Source organism: Kitasatospora sp. NBC_00240 (genome assembly GCF_026342405.1).
Taxonomy (GTDB): domain Bacteria; phylum Actinomycetota; class Actinomycetes; order Streptomycetales; family Streptomycetaceae; genus Kitasatospora.
The window spans coordinates 1,710,267-1,723,655 of record NZ_JAPEMU010000001.1; the positions used below are offsets into that span (position 1 = coordinate 1,710,267).

At 74.4% G+C, this 13,389-nt stretch carries 14 protein-coding genes and 3 tRNA genes; 8 read left to right on the forward strand and 9 right to left on the reverse strand.

The window, feature by feature from the left end; all coding sequences use genetic code 11:
* Nucleotides 1–37 precede the first annotated feature (37 nt).
* Nucleotides 38–781, forward strand: coding sequence for an ABC transporter ATP-binding protein (locus OG689_RS07080; RefSeq protein WP_266318696.1), 744 nt, complete (start codon nucleotides 38–40; stop codon nucleotides 779–781).
* A gap of 277 nt (nucleotides 782–1,058) precedes the next feature.
* Here the strand turns inward: OG689_RS07080 and OG689_RS07085 are convergent, their stop codons facing one another.
* A complete protein-coding gene (locus OG689_RS07085) occupies nucleotides 1,059–2,765 on the reverse strand; it encodes a S53 family peptidase (protein WP_266318698.1) in 1,707 nt (568 codons plus the stop codon).
* 287 nt (nucleotides 2,766–3,052) lie between these two features.
* On the opposite strand from OG689_RS07085, the gene OG689_RS07090 reads away from it, so the two are divergent.
* Nucleotides 3,053–3,760 (forward strand): TetR/AcrR family transcriptional regulator, encoded by a 708-nt coding sequence (locus OG689_RS07090; RefSeq protein WP_266318699.1) that lies wholly within the window; start codon nucleotides 3,053–3,055, stop codon nucleotides 3,758–3,760.
* Between the two features lie 64 nt (nucleotides 3,761–3,824).
* On the opposite strand, the gene OG689_RS07095 is transcribed toward OG689_RS07090, so the two are convergent.
* From OG689_RS07095 to OG689_RS07110, 4 genes are all read right to left on the reverse strand, one after another.
* The gene (locus tag OG689_RS07095) at nucleotides 3,825–4,499 is read right to left on the reverse strand and encodes a zinc-binding dehydrogenase (RefSeq protein ID WP_266318700.1); all 675 of its coding nucleotides are present in this window, start codon (nucleotides 4,497–4,499) and stop codon (nucleotides 3,825–3,827) included.
* A gap of 73 nt (nucleotides 4,500–4,572) precedes the next feature.
* On the reverse strand, nucleotides 4,573–4,836 hold the full coding sequence (locus tag OG689_RS07100) for an alcohol dehydrogenase catalytic domain-containing protein (protein ID WP_266318702.1): 264 nt from the start codon (nucleotides 4,834–4,836) through the stop codon (nucleotides 4,573–4,575).
* A gap of 108 nt (nucleotides 4,837–4,944) precedes the next feature.
* On the reverse strand, nucleotides 4,945–5,394 hold the full coding sequence (locus OG689_RS07105; protein WP_266318703.1) for an SRPBCC domain-containing protein: 450 nt from the start codon (nucleotides 5,392–5,394) through the stop codon (nucleotides 4,945–4,947).
* Nucleotides 5,395–5,446: 52 nt separating this feature from the next.
* Nucleotides 5,447–5,785 (reverse strand): metalloregulator ArsR/SmtB family transcription factor, encoded by a 339-nt coding sequence (locus tag OG689_RS07110; RefSeq protein WP_266318704.1) that lies wholly within the window; start codon nucleotides 5,783–5,785, stop codon nucleotides 5,447–5,449.
* 117 nt (nucleotides 5,786–5,902) lie between these two features.
* On the opposite strand from OG689_RS07110, the gene OG689_RS07115 reads away from it, so the two are divergent.
* The 5 genes from OG689_RS07115 (at nucleotide 5,903) to OG689_RS07135 (ending at nucleotide 7,229) form a co-directional block, all read left to right on the forward strand.
* Nucleotides 5,903–6,454 carry a TIGR03086 family metal-binding protein gene (locus tag OG689_RS07115; RefSeq protein WP_266318706.1) on the forward strand — a complete coding sequence of 184 codons (552 nt, stop codon included), beginning with the start codon at nucleotides 5,903–5,905 and terminating at the stop codon, nucleotides 6,452–6,454.
* A gap of 322 nt (nucleotides 6,455–6,776) precedes the next feature.
* Nucleotides 6,777–6,849: transfer RNA gene (locus OG689_RS07120), tRNA-Gln, on the forward strand.
* Between the two features lie 4 nt (nucleotides 6,850–6,853).
* Nucleotides 6,854–6,938, forward strand: a tRNA-Ser gene (locus OG689_RS07125).
* A gap of 89 nt (nucleotides 6,939–7,027) precedes the next feature.
* A complete protein-coding gene (locus OG689_RS07130) occupies nucleotides 7,028–7,186 on the forward strand; it encodes a hypothetical protein (protein ID WP_266318707.1) in 159 nt (52 codons plus the stop codon).
* A tRNA-Tyr gene (locus OG689_RS07135) sits at nucleotides 7,150–7,229 on the forward strand. Before OG689_RS07130 ends, OG689_RS07135 begins: the two co-directional genes overlap by 37 nt.
* 43 nt (nucleotides 7,230–7,272) lie before the next feature.
* On the opposite strand, the gene OG689_RS07140 is transcribed toward OG689_RS07135, so the two are convergent.
* From OG689_RS07140 to OG689_RS07155, 4 genes are all read right to left on the reverse strand, one after another.
* Nucleotides 7,273–8,406, reverse strand: a complete 1,134-nt coding sequence (locus tag OG689_RS07140; protein WP_266318709.1) for an NAD(P)-binding domain-containing protein — start codon at nucleotides 8,404–8,406, stop codon at nucleotides 7,273–7,275.
* Nucleotides 8,403–8,822: a tetratricopeptide repeat protein gene (locus OG689_RS07145; protein WP_266318711.1), complete on the reverse strand. Its 420-nt coding sequence runs from the start codon at nucleotides 8,820–8,822 to the stop codon at nucleotides 8,403–8,405. Before OG689_RS07145 ends, OG689_RS07140 begins: the two co-directional genes overlap by 4 nt.
* A gap of 10 nt (nucleotides 8,823–8,832) precedes the next feature.
* Nucleotides 8,833–10,611 carry a response regulator transcription factor gene (locus OG689_RS07150; protein ID WP_266318712.1) on the reverse strand — a complete coding sequence of 593 codons (1,779 nt, stop codon included), beginning with the start codon at nucleotides 10,609–10,611 and terminating at the stop codon, nucleotides 8,833–8,835.
* 125 nt (nucleotides 10,612–10,736) lie between these two features.
* On the reverse strand, nucleotides 10,737–12,119 hold the full coding sequence (locus tag OG689_RS07155) for a solute carrier family 23 protein (RefSeq protein WP_266318714.1): 1,383 nt from the start codon (nucleotides 12,117–12,119) through the stop codon (nucleotides 10,737–10,739).
* 280 nt (nucleotides 12,120–12,399) lie between these two features.
* Between OG689_RS07155 and OG689_RS07160 the strand changes: the two genes are divergently transcribed.
* A complete protein-coding gene (locus tag OG689_RS07160; protein WP_266318715.1) occupies nucleotides 12,400–13,311 on the forward strand; it encodes an aminoglycoside phosphotransferase family protein in 912 nt (303 codons plus the stop codon).
* The last annotated feature ends 78 nt before the right edge of the window (nucleotides 13,312–13,389 follow it).

The window sequence follows — 13,389 nt, forward strand, 5'->3', positions numbered from 1 at the left end:
CGACCGGCCTGCGGGCCGACCCCCGGGGGGACTCAGCATGAGCCAGCGAGCGGCAAGCACACCGGCGGCTGCAACGGCAGCCGCACCGGCACCCATGGTGCTGGTGGAGGACCTGCGGCGGAGCTTCGGCAGCGGACCGCAGGCCGTGCACGCCCTGCGCGGGGTCAGCTTCTCCGCCGCCCGCGGCGAACTCACCGCGCTCAAGGGCAGGTCGGGCTCCGGCAAGACCACCCTGCTCAACCTGGTGGGCGGCCTGGACACCCCGACCGGCGGGCGCGTCGAGCTGGAGGGCACCGACCTGGCCGGGCTGGACGAGGACGGCCGGCTCGCGCTGCGCCGGGACCGGATCGGCTTCGTGTTCCAGTCCTTCGGCCTGATCCCCGTGCTCACCGCCGCCGAGAACGTCGGTGTCCCGATGCGCCTGCGCAAGCTGCCCGCCAAGCAGCGCGAGGAGCGGGCCCACACCCTGCTCGCCCTGGTCGGCCTGGCCGACCACGCCGGCCGGCGGCCGGGCGAACTCTCCGGCGGCCAGCAGCAACGCGTCGCCATCGCCCGGGCGTTGGCCAACGAACCGGCCCTGATCATCGCGGACGAGCCGACCGGCCAGCTGGACTCCGAGACCGGCCACTCGGTGATGGAGCTGCTCCGCGCGGTGGTCCGCAGCGAGGGCGTCACCGCCCTGGTCGCCACCCACGACCCCGCCCTGATGGAACTCGCCGACCGGGTGGTGGAACTGCGCGACGGTCGGATCGCCGAGCAGGAGCTGTCCGGTCGATCCTGACGGGAGCCGCCGGGGCGCCGGCTGCTGGTGGTCGCGCCGCCGGCCGAACCGACCGGCGCTCACCGGCCCTTACCGGCCCTTACCGGTAATCGGCGGCGGGAACAGCCGCAGCCGGTCCGCTCGGCGGCCGACGGATCAGCACGTCCGTCCCGTCCCCCGTAACCGGCACGCCCGGGCGGTCAGGGGGTCAGGGGGTCGGGGGGGTCGGGGGGTCAGGGGGCCAGGCGAACGTCAGCCGATCGGCCGGCAACTCCCGTGCACGGCGGGGCCGTGAGCCTCAGCCGAGCTTGCGCAGGCCGTCCAGCAGGGCCTGACCGCCGGGGCTGCCGAAGCCGGTGCAGGCGTCCCATCCGGGCCCGGAGCCGAACGCGCCGTTGGCGCCGAGCGTGATGTCCCGCAGCACGCCGTCCGACAACTCGGTGTAGAGCAACGGGTTCAGGAAGCCCACCGGCGCGCCGAGCCCCTGGTTCACCCGGGCCAGCAGCGCGGACCACTGCGGGGCGGCCGCGCTGGTACCGCCGATCTTGTACAGGGTCCGGCCGTCCACGCTGAGGATCATCACGCCGGTCACCGGGTCGGCGAGGCCGGACACGTCCGGCACGCCGCGGCCGGCGATGTGCGGCAGGTCGGGCGTCAACGGCAGGGTGACCCCCTGCTGCCACGGAGGTACCGGGAACACCCGGCTGATCCCACCACCGGTGGAGCTGTCGGGGCCGTCGTCCCAGACGATCTCCGCGGCGATGGTGTGGTCGTCCTGCGCGAACAGCCGGGTCCCGCCGACACCCAGCACGTGCGGACTGGACGCCGGGAAGTCGGCGTGCGAGCGCGGGCGCAGGTTCAGTTCCCGGACGAGTGCCGTCGGAATGTCGCCGGAGCCGTTGTCGCCGCTGGCGCAGCAGATGCTGACGTTGCCCGCCGCGGCCAGCGTGAAGGCCTCGTCGGCGTGCCTGACCCCCGACGCGGTCCAGGCCAGGCCCGGGGCGTCCTCGGGATTGCCGTAACTGCAGGAGACCACGGACGCCCGGCGGTCGCTGACGATCCGGTTGATGACGTCCACCCAGCCCTGCTCGCTGAACCGGCTGAAGTAGACGACGATCTCCGCTTCGGGAGCCAGCGCGCCGATCACCTGGAGGTCGAGCATGATCTCGATGGTGACGTCGTTCTGGTCGGCCGCGGCGAGGTCACCTCCGGGGTCGTTGCCCGGCCCTTGTACGACCACGTCGGTGATCTGCGGCGGCGGGTCGATGTGCAGGACGTTGTGGAAGTAGGTGTTCAGGGCGGTCTGCGAGTAGCCGCCGGACGGTCCGCTCGCGGTGTCGCCGTTGAACGCCAGCACCGCGATGGTCTGACCGCTGCCGTCCGTGCCGGTGGGGTAGTCGTAGAGCCGGTCCAGGGCGTTCGGCAGGAAGGTGCCCGACGGCAGGCCGATCGCGGCCTCGTCGACCGACAACGCGGTGGCCGCCTGCGGTCGCCGGGTCATCAGACTGTTGCCGATCGGCCGGTTGTCGAGGCCGAACACACCGGTGACCACGTCGCCGAGATCGGCCGGCACGTGGATCGAGCCGACCCGGCCGCGGTAGGTGCGCCAGCGTTCGTTGCGGTCCTGGTACTGGTAGCGGGCCAGCGGCACCTGGAAGGCGTCCGCGAGGTCGCCGACGGTACCCTCCAGCTCGATGCTCCGGGCCAGTTCGTCCACCCGGCCGACGGCCAGGTTCCGCTCGGCGGCGAAGTCACGGACCGCGGTCACGTCGGCGGGGGACGCCCGGTTGACGTCCGCGAGACGGGCCTCGGTCGGCGTCTCGCGCTCGGTCGGCGGGGTCATCGCCAGTTCGAGGACGTCGGGCATCGGTGGGGCGCTCGGGTCGCGCCGCAGATAGACGGTGACGTTGATCTCTTCGTTGGGGTTGACCGGACCGGCCACGGTCGCGCCGCGGCGCGGAACCCGGTGACTGTCCGGAAGGGTCGTGTACTGGGTGTGCGACATGGTGTCTCCAGCGTGAGACCGGGGCGGGAGGGTCGGGCTCCGCCCGGTCGACGGCCGTGGTGCGAAGGCCCGCCCTCTTCGGGATGCCTCCGCCGGGTGCGCCGGACGCCGGGGCGTCGCCTGGCTCGGTCGGGCGTCGCCAGGCGCCTCGCGTACGACACACGCTTCACCGATCCGCGTACTGCCGAAATGTACTTTGTATACTTAGCTTCTCCCTCGGCGAACGAGGGAGTCAAGTGCTCCAGGGATCGGGGCGGCGTGGGGCCACGGCGCCGAAGGAGGCGATCGTGAGCGACGACGAGAGCGGCGAGGCGGTCGGACCTGGTGCTTCCGCGTCCGGGCGCGGCCGGCTCAGCCGGGCGCGGGTGCTGGCGGCGGCGGTCGCCCTGGTGGACCGTGCGGGCATGCCGGCGCTCACCATGCGCCGGCTGGCCACCGACCTGGGCGTGGAGCCGATGGCGCTCTACCGCTACGCCGCCGGCAAGGACGCGCTGTTGATCGGCATGATCGAGGCCTTCTACGCGGAGGTGAACGAGCGGCTCGGCCCGGTGCCGCCGGATGTCGACTGGCGTGCCGAGGTGCACCGGGTCGCCGCGGTGTTCTGCGCGGTGGCCGACAGGCATCCGGCCCTGCTGCCGCTGGTGATCGCCCGGCCGCTCTCCGTCCCGCTGGCCCGGCGGCCGACCTCGATGCTCCGGCTGAACGAGCGCTTCCTCGGCCTGATCGGCCGGGGCGGCTTCGACGGGGCGCAGGCGCTGTGGATCTACCGTGCCCTGGTGGGCTGGATCCTGGGCTACCTGCTGGTCGACAAACGGCAGATCGTCGACAACCCCGACGAGCCGGAACCGCTGCTGCGGCTCGGCCTGCACCGCCTCCCGGCCGCCGAGTACCCGCGGCTGCGCGCGCTGGCCCCGCTGCTGGCCGAGCACGACGCGCCGGCGGAGCTGGCGGCCGGCCTGGACATCCTGCTGGACGCGCTGACCGCCCGGCGCTGACGGCCGCAGGTGGCGGCCGACCGGGTGGTGAGTGCCGGTGGCGCGGGCCGGGTGGCGCGGGCCGTCAGCCGAAGGTGACGACCGAGCGCGCGCTTCCCTGGCCGGCGGCCATCGCGTCCAGTGCGGCCGGCGCCTGGTCGAGGGAGATCGGGGTCACCGCCGGCAGGATGCCGTGCGCGGCCGAGAAGGCCAGCGTGTCCCGCAGATCGTGCGGCGAGCCGGACGGCGAGGCCATCACCCGCAACCGGTCGAGCACCATCGGCTGGGTGGGCAGCACCAGCGGCTCACTGCCGTAGCCGCAGAGCAGCAGGGTGCCGTCGGGCGCCAGGCCGCCGAGGGCGGCGGTCGCGGCGGCGGTCGAGGGCGCCGCGTTGAGCACCAGGTCCGCTCCACCGCCCCAGGCCTTGAGGGCCGCGGCGGGATCGCTCCCGTCGGTGGCGACGAACAGCTCGGCGCCGAGTTCGGCGGCCCGGTCCGCGCCCCGACGGGACCGGCCGACCACCGCCACCCTGGCCCCCATCGCCAGCGCGTAGCGGACCGCCAGCGCGCCGATGCCGCCGGCGCCGATCACCGCGACCCGGGAGCCGGCCCGAGCCCCGCCGAGCCGCAGGCCGTTGAAGGCGGTCAGTCCCGCGCACATCAGCGGCGCGGCCGCGACCGGGTCCAGGCCGGCCGGCAGCGGGGTGACGAAGCCGGCCTTGAGCACGGCGTACTCGGCGTAGCCGCCGTCCACGACCACGCCCGGTGATCCGCTTCGCCGGGCAGAGGATCTGCTCGCCCCGCACGCAGTGGTCGCAGTGGCCGCAGGAGTCCTACAGGAACTGCGCCCCGACGGCGCTGCCGACCTCAAACCGGCTCACGCCGGATCCGAGCGCCACCACCGTGCCGGTGATCTCGTGGCCCGGGACGACCGGGAAGCGGGCGAACGGGTAGTGGCCGCGGAGCAGGTTCAGGTCCGAGAAACACACTCCGCAGGCGGTGATCCTGACCAGGACCTCGCCCGGCCCGGGCTCCGGGGTCTCCCGCCCGGTCAGCGAGAGCGGGGCTCGGGCGGCGGTCGCGACGGCAGCGCGCATGATGCGGACTTCCTTGCCTCGACGGGTGGTTCACCGGCCGGCCCGACTCCCCCGGCCGGTCGGACGCGGGAGTCGTGGGCGGGGCGACCGGCCGGGCCGCCCGGACGGTCAGACGTGGGTGTTCTCCGACCAGCTGTCGACACCCGGGTCGCCGCCCTCGGCGAGGACGACCAGCCGGTCCAGGTAGTGCACCCAGCCCTCGTGGTGCGGGGCGCAGGCCTCCGGCGGCAGGTCGCGGTGGACCAACCGGACCCAGGTGCCGTCACCCTCGGGCTCGAGGGTGATCTCGACCGTGCTGGAGCCGGGCGGCACGGGCATCCCGCCGCTCTCCCAACCCCAGGTGAACACCACCCGCTTCGGCGGGTCGATCTCCACGAAGTGCCCCGACGCGTGGTTGTCGGCGGCCACGTGGGTGCGGTAGGCGCCGCCCGGGGTGAACGCGAAGTCGCCGCCCTTGCCCATCCAGGACAGCCAGCGGTCACGGTCGGCGAAGAAGGAGAACACCGTTTCGGGCCGGGCGGCGATCCGCCGCTCCACGGTCACCACGGGTTCGGTCATGGCTGGGGTCCTTCCGTTCGGCCCGGGCGGGCCGGTTCGGCCTGGCGGTCCGCTAGCGGGCCCGCTCGGCGCGGTCGGTGTCTTCCGTGCCCCCGGCCCGCTCCGCCTGCTCGGCGAGTTCGGCCAGGGCGTCCAGTCTGGTGGCCCACATCGTCCGCAGGTACGCGGCCAACGGGCCCATCGCGTCCTGGTCGGCCCGGTAGTAACGCCGGCGGCCGTCCTGGCGCAGCGTAACCAGCCCGGCGTCGCGGAGCACCTTCAGATGTTGCGAGACAGCGCCGAACGTGACGTCGAACCGCTCGGCTATCTCGCCGGCGGACAGCTCCTCGTCCCAGATCAGCCGCAGGATCTCGCGCCGTCTGGGTTCGGCGACCACGCGCACCGCATCCATACGGACATTTTAGTCATGGCTTCAGCTTGCGGTCGGCGATCCATCGTTTTAGTCTCGACTTAAGCGAATGGGCCCGCAACCCCAGGGCCGCAACCCCTCCCCGCAAGGACCACCGCCATGCGCACCGCACTGAGCGAACTCGCCACCCTGTTCGCCGCCACCGCCGACCGGATCACCCCCGAACAGCTCGACCGCCGCACCCCCTGCCCGGACTGGTCCGTCGGCGACCTGCTCACCCACCTCGGCGGCGTCCTGGCCGACTCCGAGCGGGCCGCCCGCAAGGAGCCCCGCCCCACCGAACCCTCCGCGCCGCCGACCCACCCGGCCGCCGTCGCCCGCGCCGCCGAGCGCGCCGCCGACGCCTGGCTCGCCCCCGAGGCGCTCTCCGGCACCACCGAATTCGGGCCCGGCACACTGCCGGCCGAAGTCGCCGCAGCCATCACCATGCAGGAACTCGCGTTGCACGGATGGGACTTGGCCCAGGCCGCCGGCCTCGACCACCAGGTCGGCGAGCACACCGCGAAGACCGTCCTGGGCGTCGTCGAGCAGCTCGCCGGACAGGCCCGCGCCAACGGCTCGTACGGACCTCCCGTCGACGTCCCGGCCGACGCCGACCCGTTCGACCGCGCCCTCGGCGCCAGCGGACGCACCCCGGGCCGGCGCTCCTGACCGACCGACCGGTGCCGGTGGAGGCTGCGCGGCGGCCTCCACCGGCACCGGACATGCCCCCCGGCCGGCCCGCTCCCGAGTTCCCGGGTAAATACCTTGCCCCACCCGCGGCCCTGTTGCAGAGTGGGCGCATCGCCACCGAACGACGCAGGAAGGAACGCATCATGAACGCCATCGCCAGTGTCCGGTCGTACCAGCGGTCGTATCAGCGCTCCTCAACTTCTCAGCGCAGTTCGGGAGTTCTCCCCGCACGGTGACCGGCCGACGGCCGAGCCGCCCCGGGGATTCCCCGTGCGGGCGGCTTTTTCAGGTCGCCCTCCCATGCCGGATGGTGCAACTGGCAGCACGCCTGACTCTGACTCAGGAGACTCGAGGTTCGAATCCTCGTCCGGCAGCGTTGGAGAGTTGGCCGAGTGGTAAGGCAGCGGCTTGCTAAGCCGTCGTCGGGTGAAAGCCCGCGCGCGTTCGATCCGCGCACTCTCCGCGCAGTGACGTCATGAACCGCAGGCCTGAACCCTTCATCGGGTTCAAGCCTGCGGAACCAGGATTTCGTTGGTCATCACCAGGAATGAAGTGCTCTCCGAAGAAAGGCACTTCGCATGTCCGGAGGACCGGGCCGGCCGCTGCGGCCGCGCCGGGGCCGGGGGCTCCCGGGACGCCGAGGCGTCCGGGGCGGCCCTCGCCTCCTCCATCGAGGGTGAGCTGGGCACCGGTGAGCCCAAGGGCCTGTAAAGCCCCCGCTTCGGCTGTGACGGTTCGACTCCGTCCTCGCCCACCCACGGCCGGCCCCCTCCCTCGGGACGGGCGCCGGCCGCCCGTCAGGCCACCCGGACCGCACCGGCCCGCGGCCGGGCACTCCCGGCGCGCCCGGCCGCCGAAGGCTCCCGGGCCGCGATGTGCTTCGCGACGATCCGGGCGTCCCGGCCCGCTCCGCCCACCAGCATCGAGCTGAAGGCCCGCTGGAAGGACAGGCCGGCGAAGTACAGCCCGGGCGAGGCGGCCACGATGCCGCAGTCCTCCTCCGGCCAGCCGTCCGCCCGGAACACCGGGATGTCGATCCAGCTGAAGTCCTGCCGGAACCCGGTGCACCAGACCACGTTCGCCACGTCCAGGACCCGCCCGCCGTCCAGCAGGGGCCGGCCGTCCCGTACTCCCGCCATCCGGTCGGTGACGCGTTCCACGCCGGCGGCGGCCAGGTCCGCGGACCTGACCCGGAGCAGCGGGCCGCCGTGTGCACGGATCTCGGCGGCGGCCTTGCGCCCGACGGGCGTGCGCACGGTCAGCACGTGTCCGGCGAGCAGCCAGAGCAGCGGAGCGACGGCCCTCATCGGCCGCGAGCCGAGCCGGAACGGGATCTGCCCGGTGTCCCGGCCGCACAGGACGGTCCGATGCCGGCCGGACGCCTCGTAGGCGATGTCCGCCCCGGAGTGCGAGGCCCCGACCACCAGCACCGGCCCGGACCGCAGTTGGGCGTCGTTGCGGTAGGAGGCCGAGTGGAGCTGGCGGATCCCCGCGTCCAACTCCCGGGCGAACGACGGGACGTACGGCTCGCGCCCGAAGGTGCCGGTCGCCACCACGACGTTCTCGGCCCGCAGTTCACCGTCCCCGACGGTGACGCGATAGCCGTCGCCGTCGGGCCGGACCTGCCGGACCCTCGCCCCCGTCCGGACGGGCAGCCGGTACCGCTCGGCGTACGCGGCGAGGAAGTCCCCCATCGCGTCCTTGCCGGGGAAGGACCAGCGCGGCCCGGGGAACTTCATGCCCGGCAGGCCGTCGTAGCGGGCCGGGGTGTAGAGGCGCAGCGAGTCCCAGTGCGCCCGCCAGTTGTCGCCGACCTGCCGGCCGCCGTCCAGGATCACGAACTCCCGTCCCCGCGCGGCCAGATGGTAGCCGACACTGAGGCCGGCCTGGCCACCGCCGATGATCACCGTCTCGAAGCGCTCCTCGTTCATGACTGCTCACTTCTCCGTTCGTGCTCCTGCCACCGGGCGCCGTCCTCGACCAGGGCGAGCACCCGCAGCGACAGCGCCTGCGCCTCGGCGAGGCCGCCACGGGCCGCGCGGATCGCGGCGAGGGCGCGCAGCGGCGGCGCGAGGCGGGGATCGTCCGGTCCGTGGGCGGCCTCGCCGAGGCGGATCGCGCGCCGCAGGACGGCTTCGGCCCCGGCGTAGTCGCCCTGGTCCGCCAGCGTCGCCCCGCGCAGGACGGCGCCGGCCGGCCGTGCCGGCTCGTAGTCCGCCCGCTGCTCGGACGCCGGGCCGGCGAGGCGCGTCCCGTTCGGCGCCCTGGCCGGCCCGTCCGTCGCCCTGGTCGTCCCGTCCGTCGCCATGATCGGCTCCAAGGTCTTGCTGCGGGTCCCCGTCGTCACGCCTCCGACGCTACGGATCGGGGCCCGGCCCGGCATCGGCAGAACCGTGCAACCCGGTGCCGGCGACGTGGGTGGTTCTGCGCACCCGGGCGCCGGTCCCCGCCTGGCGGCCCGGCGGCGGCCGGGTGAGCCCATGCTCGAAGGCGTACGCCGCCGCGGCCGTCCGCGAGCCCACCCCGAGCTTCCGGAAGATGTTGCTGAGGTGCCGGGCGACGGTCTTCTCGCTGAGCACCAGCTCCCGCGCGACGGCCTGGTTGGTGTCCCCCGCCGCGACCAGCCGCAGCACCTCCCTCTCGCGGGCGGTGAGGCCGGCCGGCCGCTCGTCGGCCCGGGCTCCCACCTCGTCACCGGGCCGGGCCCGGGCGAGCACCTCCGTCCGGGCCCGGTCCGGCTCCGCGCCGAGCTCCGCGAACCCGCGCAGCGCGGCCTCGAACTCACCGGCCGCCGAGTCCTCGTCACCCAGCCCCCGACAGGCCAGCCCCACCAGGACCCGCGAGCGGGCCGCCTCGTACGGAACGTCCAGCTCCCGCCAGAGCCGCCAGGCGCTCCGGGCCGCGGTCAGCGCGGCGGCGCTGTCGCCCCCGGTGAGACGGACGGCCGCCCGGGCGTACTCGGTACGTGCCCGCATCGCCGGACGGTCGTACGCCTGCGCGACGGCGGCCAGCTCGGTGACCGCCTCCGCCGCCGCATCCGGCTCGCCCGCGGCCAGCATGATCTCCGCGTAGGCCGGCAGCAGCTTCGCCCTGGCCGGCCGGGTCGCGGCCTCGGCGAGCGCCCGGCGGACACCGCTCACCGCGGGCTCCGGCAGCTGCTGCGCCAGTCGCAGCAGGGCCAGGCCGGGCTGGGCGTCGCAGCCGTAGCGGCCGGCCCGGCGGTACGCCTGCTCGGCGGCGGGCCAGTCCCCGCGCAGCCGGTCGACCTCGCCGAGCTGGTAGAAGGCCGCGCCGGCGAGCATCTCCGCGAAGCCCTGGGTGAGGCGCTCGCACGCCGTCCGCGCCTGCAGTGCCGCCTTCTGCCACTGCCCGAGCAGCCGCATCAGCTCCGAGCGGTGGATCAGGCAGATTCCGGAGTAGCCGCCGACGAACTGCGGGCGGCCGGCCATCCAGGCGTCCAGCGCGGTCGTCCACTCCCTGGCCCGGCGGAGCTCCTGCAGTTCGCCGCAGGCCGCGATCACGCTGCAGTAGACCCACCCGGTGACCCGCGGCGAGGTCTCCCCCGCCGTCACCGCGAGCATCGCCTCGTCCAGCAGCGCCAGTCCCTCCTCGACCCGCTCCTGCCGGATCCGCACCAGGCCCTGGATGTGGGTGGCGGCGACGGCCAGGTCGCGGTCGCCGCAGCGGACGGCCAGCTCCAGCGCCCGCGCGGCGGTCCCGAACGCGGCGTCGGCGTCCTGTGCCAGCTGCCGCTCCGCCTCCGGCAGCAGCAGGTACCCCTCCTCCGCGCACCCGGGCCCGGCCCGCGCCAACCGGGCGGCCCGCGCCAGCCAGCCACCGGCGTGCCCGAACTCGCCGCGCATCGTCAGCGCCTCGTGCAGCCAGAACGCGCACCGGATCGCGTCCCCGACCTCGCCGGCGTCCGCCCGGGTCCGGTACGCGCGCTCCAGCAGCCGGCAGGCCTCCGGGCCACGCCCCAGGATGTGCGCGCTCTCGGCCCACGCCTCCAGGTCCTCGATGCCCAGCGGAGCGCCCCCGTCGGCCCGCGCGAACGCCTCGCAGGCGTCCTGCCACCGCTGCAGTTCGTGCGAGCGGCGGGCGTCCACCAGCGTCGCAGCCGCGTCGGTCACGTCCATCACGCCTCCTGACCCGCAGAAGGCTGCCGGACTCCATTAGACCGCCGACGGGGGCGCGCTGTCAGCCCGCGGCGCACCGGCGGACCACCTGCCCGCCTGCCGCCCCCGTCGGGGCCCGGACCGCCTCAGTGGCCGGCCCCGTCGTCGTACTCGGCGGCGCCGGCGTCCAGGGTGGCGGCCTGCGGGTGCTTCATGTGGGCGGGGGCCGCCAGGCGCAGGCCGTGGTAGCCGAGGACGACGATCAGGGTGCCCAGGGCGATCCCGCCGAGCTCGAAGGTCTCGGTGAATTTGAGGGTCACTCCGCCGATGCCGACGATCACGCCGGCGGCGACCGGGACGAGGTGCAGGGGGTTGGTCAGGTCGACCCGGTTGTGGATCCAGATCTGGGCGCCCAGCAGGCCGATCATGCCGTACAGGACGACGGTGATCCCGCCGAGCACGCCGCCCGGGATCGCCGCCACCACGGCCCCGAACTTGGGGCAGAGGCCGAACAGGATCGCGAAGCCGGCGGCGCACCAGTAGGCGGCCGTGGAGTAGACCCGGGTCGCGGCCATCACGCCGATGTTCTCCGCGTACGTGGTGGTCGCCGGCCCGCCGACGGCGGTGGACATCATGGTGGCGGCGCCGTCGGCCATCACGGCCTGGCCGAGGCGGTCGTCCAGCGGGTCACCGGTCATCTCGCCGACCGCCTTCACATGGCCGGCGTTCTCAGCGATCAGCGCCACCACCACCGGCAGCGCCACCAGGATCGCCGAGGCCGAGAAACTCGGGCCGTGCAGGGTGGGAAACCCGATCCAGTCCGCCCGGCCGACGCCCGACAGGTCGAGGCGCCAGTGGTCGGTCACGGCGCCGGAGCCGTCCGCGGAGTGGATCCGGCCGAAGATCCGGTCGAACAGCCAGGACACCGCGTAGCCGAAGAGCAGGCCGAGGAAGATCGCGATCCGGGACCAGAAGCCCCGCAGCACCACCAGCGCCAACCCGGTGAAGGTCATCGTCAGCAGGGCCGTCCACTGGTCCTGCGGCCAGTAGGTGCCCGCCGCGACCGGGGCGAGGTTGAAGCCGATCAGCATGACCACGGCGCCGGTCACCACCGGGGGCAGCACGGCGTGGATCACCCGGGCGCCCGCGGCCCGCACCACCGCGCCGCAGGCCGTCAGGACGGCGCCGACCACCAGCAGGGCGCCGGTGAGGGTGGCCGAGTCGCCGCCCTGGGCGCGGATCACGGCGGCCACCCCGACGAACGACAGGCTGCTGCCCAGGTAGGAGGGGATCCGGCCGCCGGTCGCCAGCAGGAAGAAGACCGTCGCGACACCGGAGACCAGCACCGCGAGGTTCGGGTCCAGCCCCATCAGGACGGGCGCCACGAAGGTGGCCCCGAACATCGCCACCACGTGCTGCGCGCCGAGGCCGACCGTCCGGCCCCAGGTCAGCCGCTCGTCCGGCTTGACCACCTCCCCCACGGCGGGGTTGCGCCCGTCACCGTGCAGCTTCCACCCGAAGCGGCCCATCGACACTCCTCGCGCTCGGCGTCCGCGGCAGACACAGGTGATCAGGAGCCGATCACAGCTGACGCGAGGTCACCAGCGGGGACGGCCGATCGTGCGCGGACGGGCCCGGGCGCCCCGACCCGGGCGGCGCGGCTGCGTGCCGGCGGGCGGGTAGGGAGGGTGCCGACGGCGGGGCGGGTGCGTACCGGCGGGCGGGACGAGGCGGCCGCGGCCGCCTTCGACGAGCCGTGGCCGGAAGAAATCGATTGCACCCGAAGAGGTCGGCGGAAATGATCGCCGGATGGTCGAGAGCCACTACAAGGACGGTCGTGCCGGGATCGACGCGGAACTGGTGCGGCGGTTGATCCGCGCCCAGTTCCCGCAGTGGGGGGCCCTGCCGGTGCGGCCGGTCGCCGTCGACGGGTGGGACAACCGCACCTACCGCCTCGGGGACACGATGACGGTGCGCCTGCCCACCGCCGCGGGCTACGCCCCTGCCGTCGACAAGGAGAACCGGTGGCTGCCGGTGCTCGCGCCGTCCCTGCCCGTCCCGGTGCCCCGGATCCTCGCGCGGGGCGTGCCGGGCGAGGGGTACCCGTTCACCTGGTCGGTCCGCGGCTGGCTGGAGGGCGAGAGCGCCGACCGCGGCCCGATCGACGACCTACCGCGCTTCGCCGTCTCGGTCGGCGAGTTCCTGCTCGCCCTGCAGCGGATCGAGGCGGCGGACGGGCCGGCGGCGGGGGCGCACAGCTTCCACCGGGGCGCGCCGCCGGCCCACTACGACGAGGAGACCCGGACCGCCCTCGCCGCCCTGACCGGCCGGGTCGACACCGGGCGGGCCGCCGCCGTCTGGCAGGCCGCGCTGGCGGCGGGCTGGCAGGGCTCGCCGGTCTGGTTCCACGGGGACATCGGGGGCGGCAACCTGCTGGTCAGGGACGGGAAGCTGGCCGCGGTGATCGACTTCGGGACGTCCGGGGTGGGCGACCCCGCCTGCGATCTGGTGATCGCCTGGACGATGTTCTCGGGCGACAGCCGGGAGGCCTTCCGGGCCACCGTCGGCCAGGACGGCGCGATGTGGGCGCGGGCCCGCGGGTGGGCGCTGTGGAAGGCCCTGATCTGCCTGGCCGAGTTCCTCGACAGTGACCCGGTGACCGCCGCCGAGCACCGCCGGGTGCTCGATGAAGTCCTGGCCGACCACGACCTGTTCGGCTGATCCGCCACCTGGCTCCGGTCCGGGCGCCGGCTCGGGTCCGAGCACCGGCTCGGTCGGGGGCTGAGGCTCGGGGCATCG

What these genes read in the sequence shown, in the direction of transcription:
- OG689_RS07080 (WP_266318696.1), top strand. Translation starts at nt 38, where the DNA reads ATGAGCCAGCGAGCGGCAAGCACACCGGCGGCTGCAACGGCAGCCGCA.
- OG689_RS07085 (WP_266318698.1), bottom strand. Translation starts at nt 2,765, where the DNA reads ATGTCGCACACCCAGTACACGACCCTTCCGGACAGTCACCGGGTTCCG.
- OG689_RS07100 (WP_266318702.1), bottom strand. Translation starts at nt 4,836, where the DNA reads ATGCGCGCTGCCGTCGCGACCGCCGCCCGAGCCCCGCTCTCGCTGACC.
- OG689_RS07105 (WP_266318703.1), bottom strand. Translation starts at nt 5,394, where the DNA reads ATGACCGAACCCGTGGTGACCGTGGAGCGGCGGATCGCCGCCCGGCCC.
- OG689_RS07110 (WP_266318704.1), bottom strand. Translation starts at nt 5,785, where the DNA reads ATGGATGCGGTGCGCGTGGTCGCCGAACCCAGACGGCGCGAGATCCTG.
- OG689_RS07115 (WP_266318706.1), top strand. Translation starts at nt 5,903, where the DNA reads ATGCGCACCGCACTGAGCGAACTCGCCACCCTGTTCGCCGCCACCGCC.
- OG689_RS07140 (WP_266318709.1), bottom strand. Translation starts at nt 8,406, where the DNA reads ATGAACGAGGAGCGCTTCGAGACGGTGATCATCGGCGGTGGCCAGGCC.
- OG689_RS07150 (WP_266318712.1), bottom strand. Translation starts at nt 10,611, where the DNA reads ATGGACGTGACCGACGCGGCTGCGACGCTGGTGGACGCCCGCCGCTCG.
- OG689_RS07155 (WP_266318714.1), bottom strand. Translation starts at nt 12,119, where the DNA reads ATGGGCCGCTTCGGGTGGAAGCTGCACGGTGACGGGCGCAACCCCGCC.
- OG689_RS07160 (WP_266318715.1), top strand. Translation starts at nt 12,400, where the DNA reads ATGGTCGAGAGCCACTACAAGGACGGTCGTGCCGGGATCGACGCGGAA.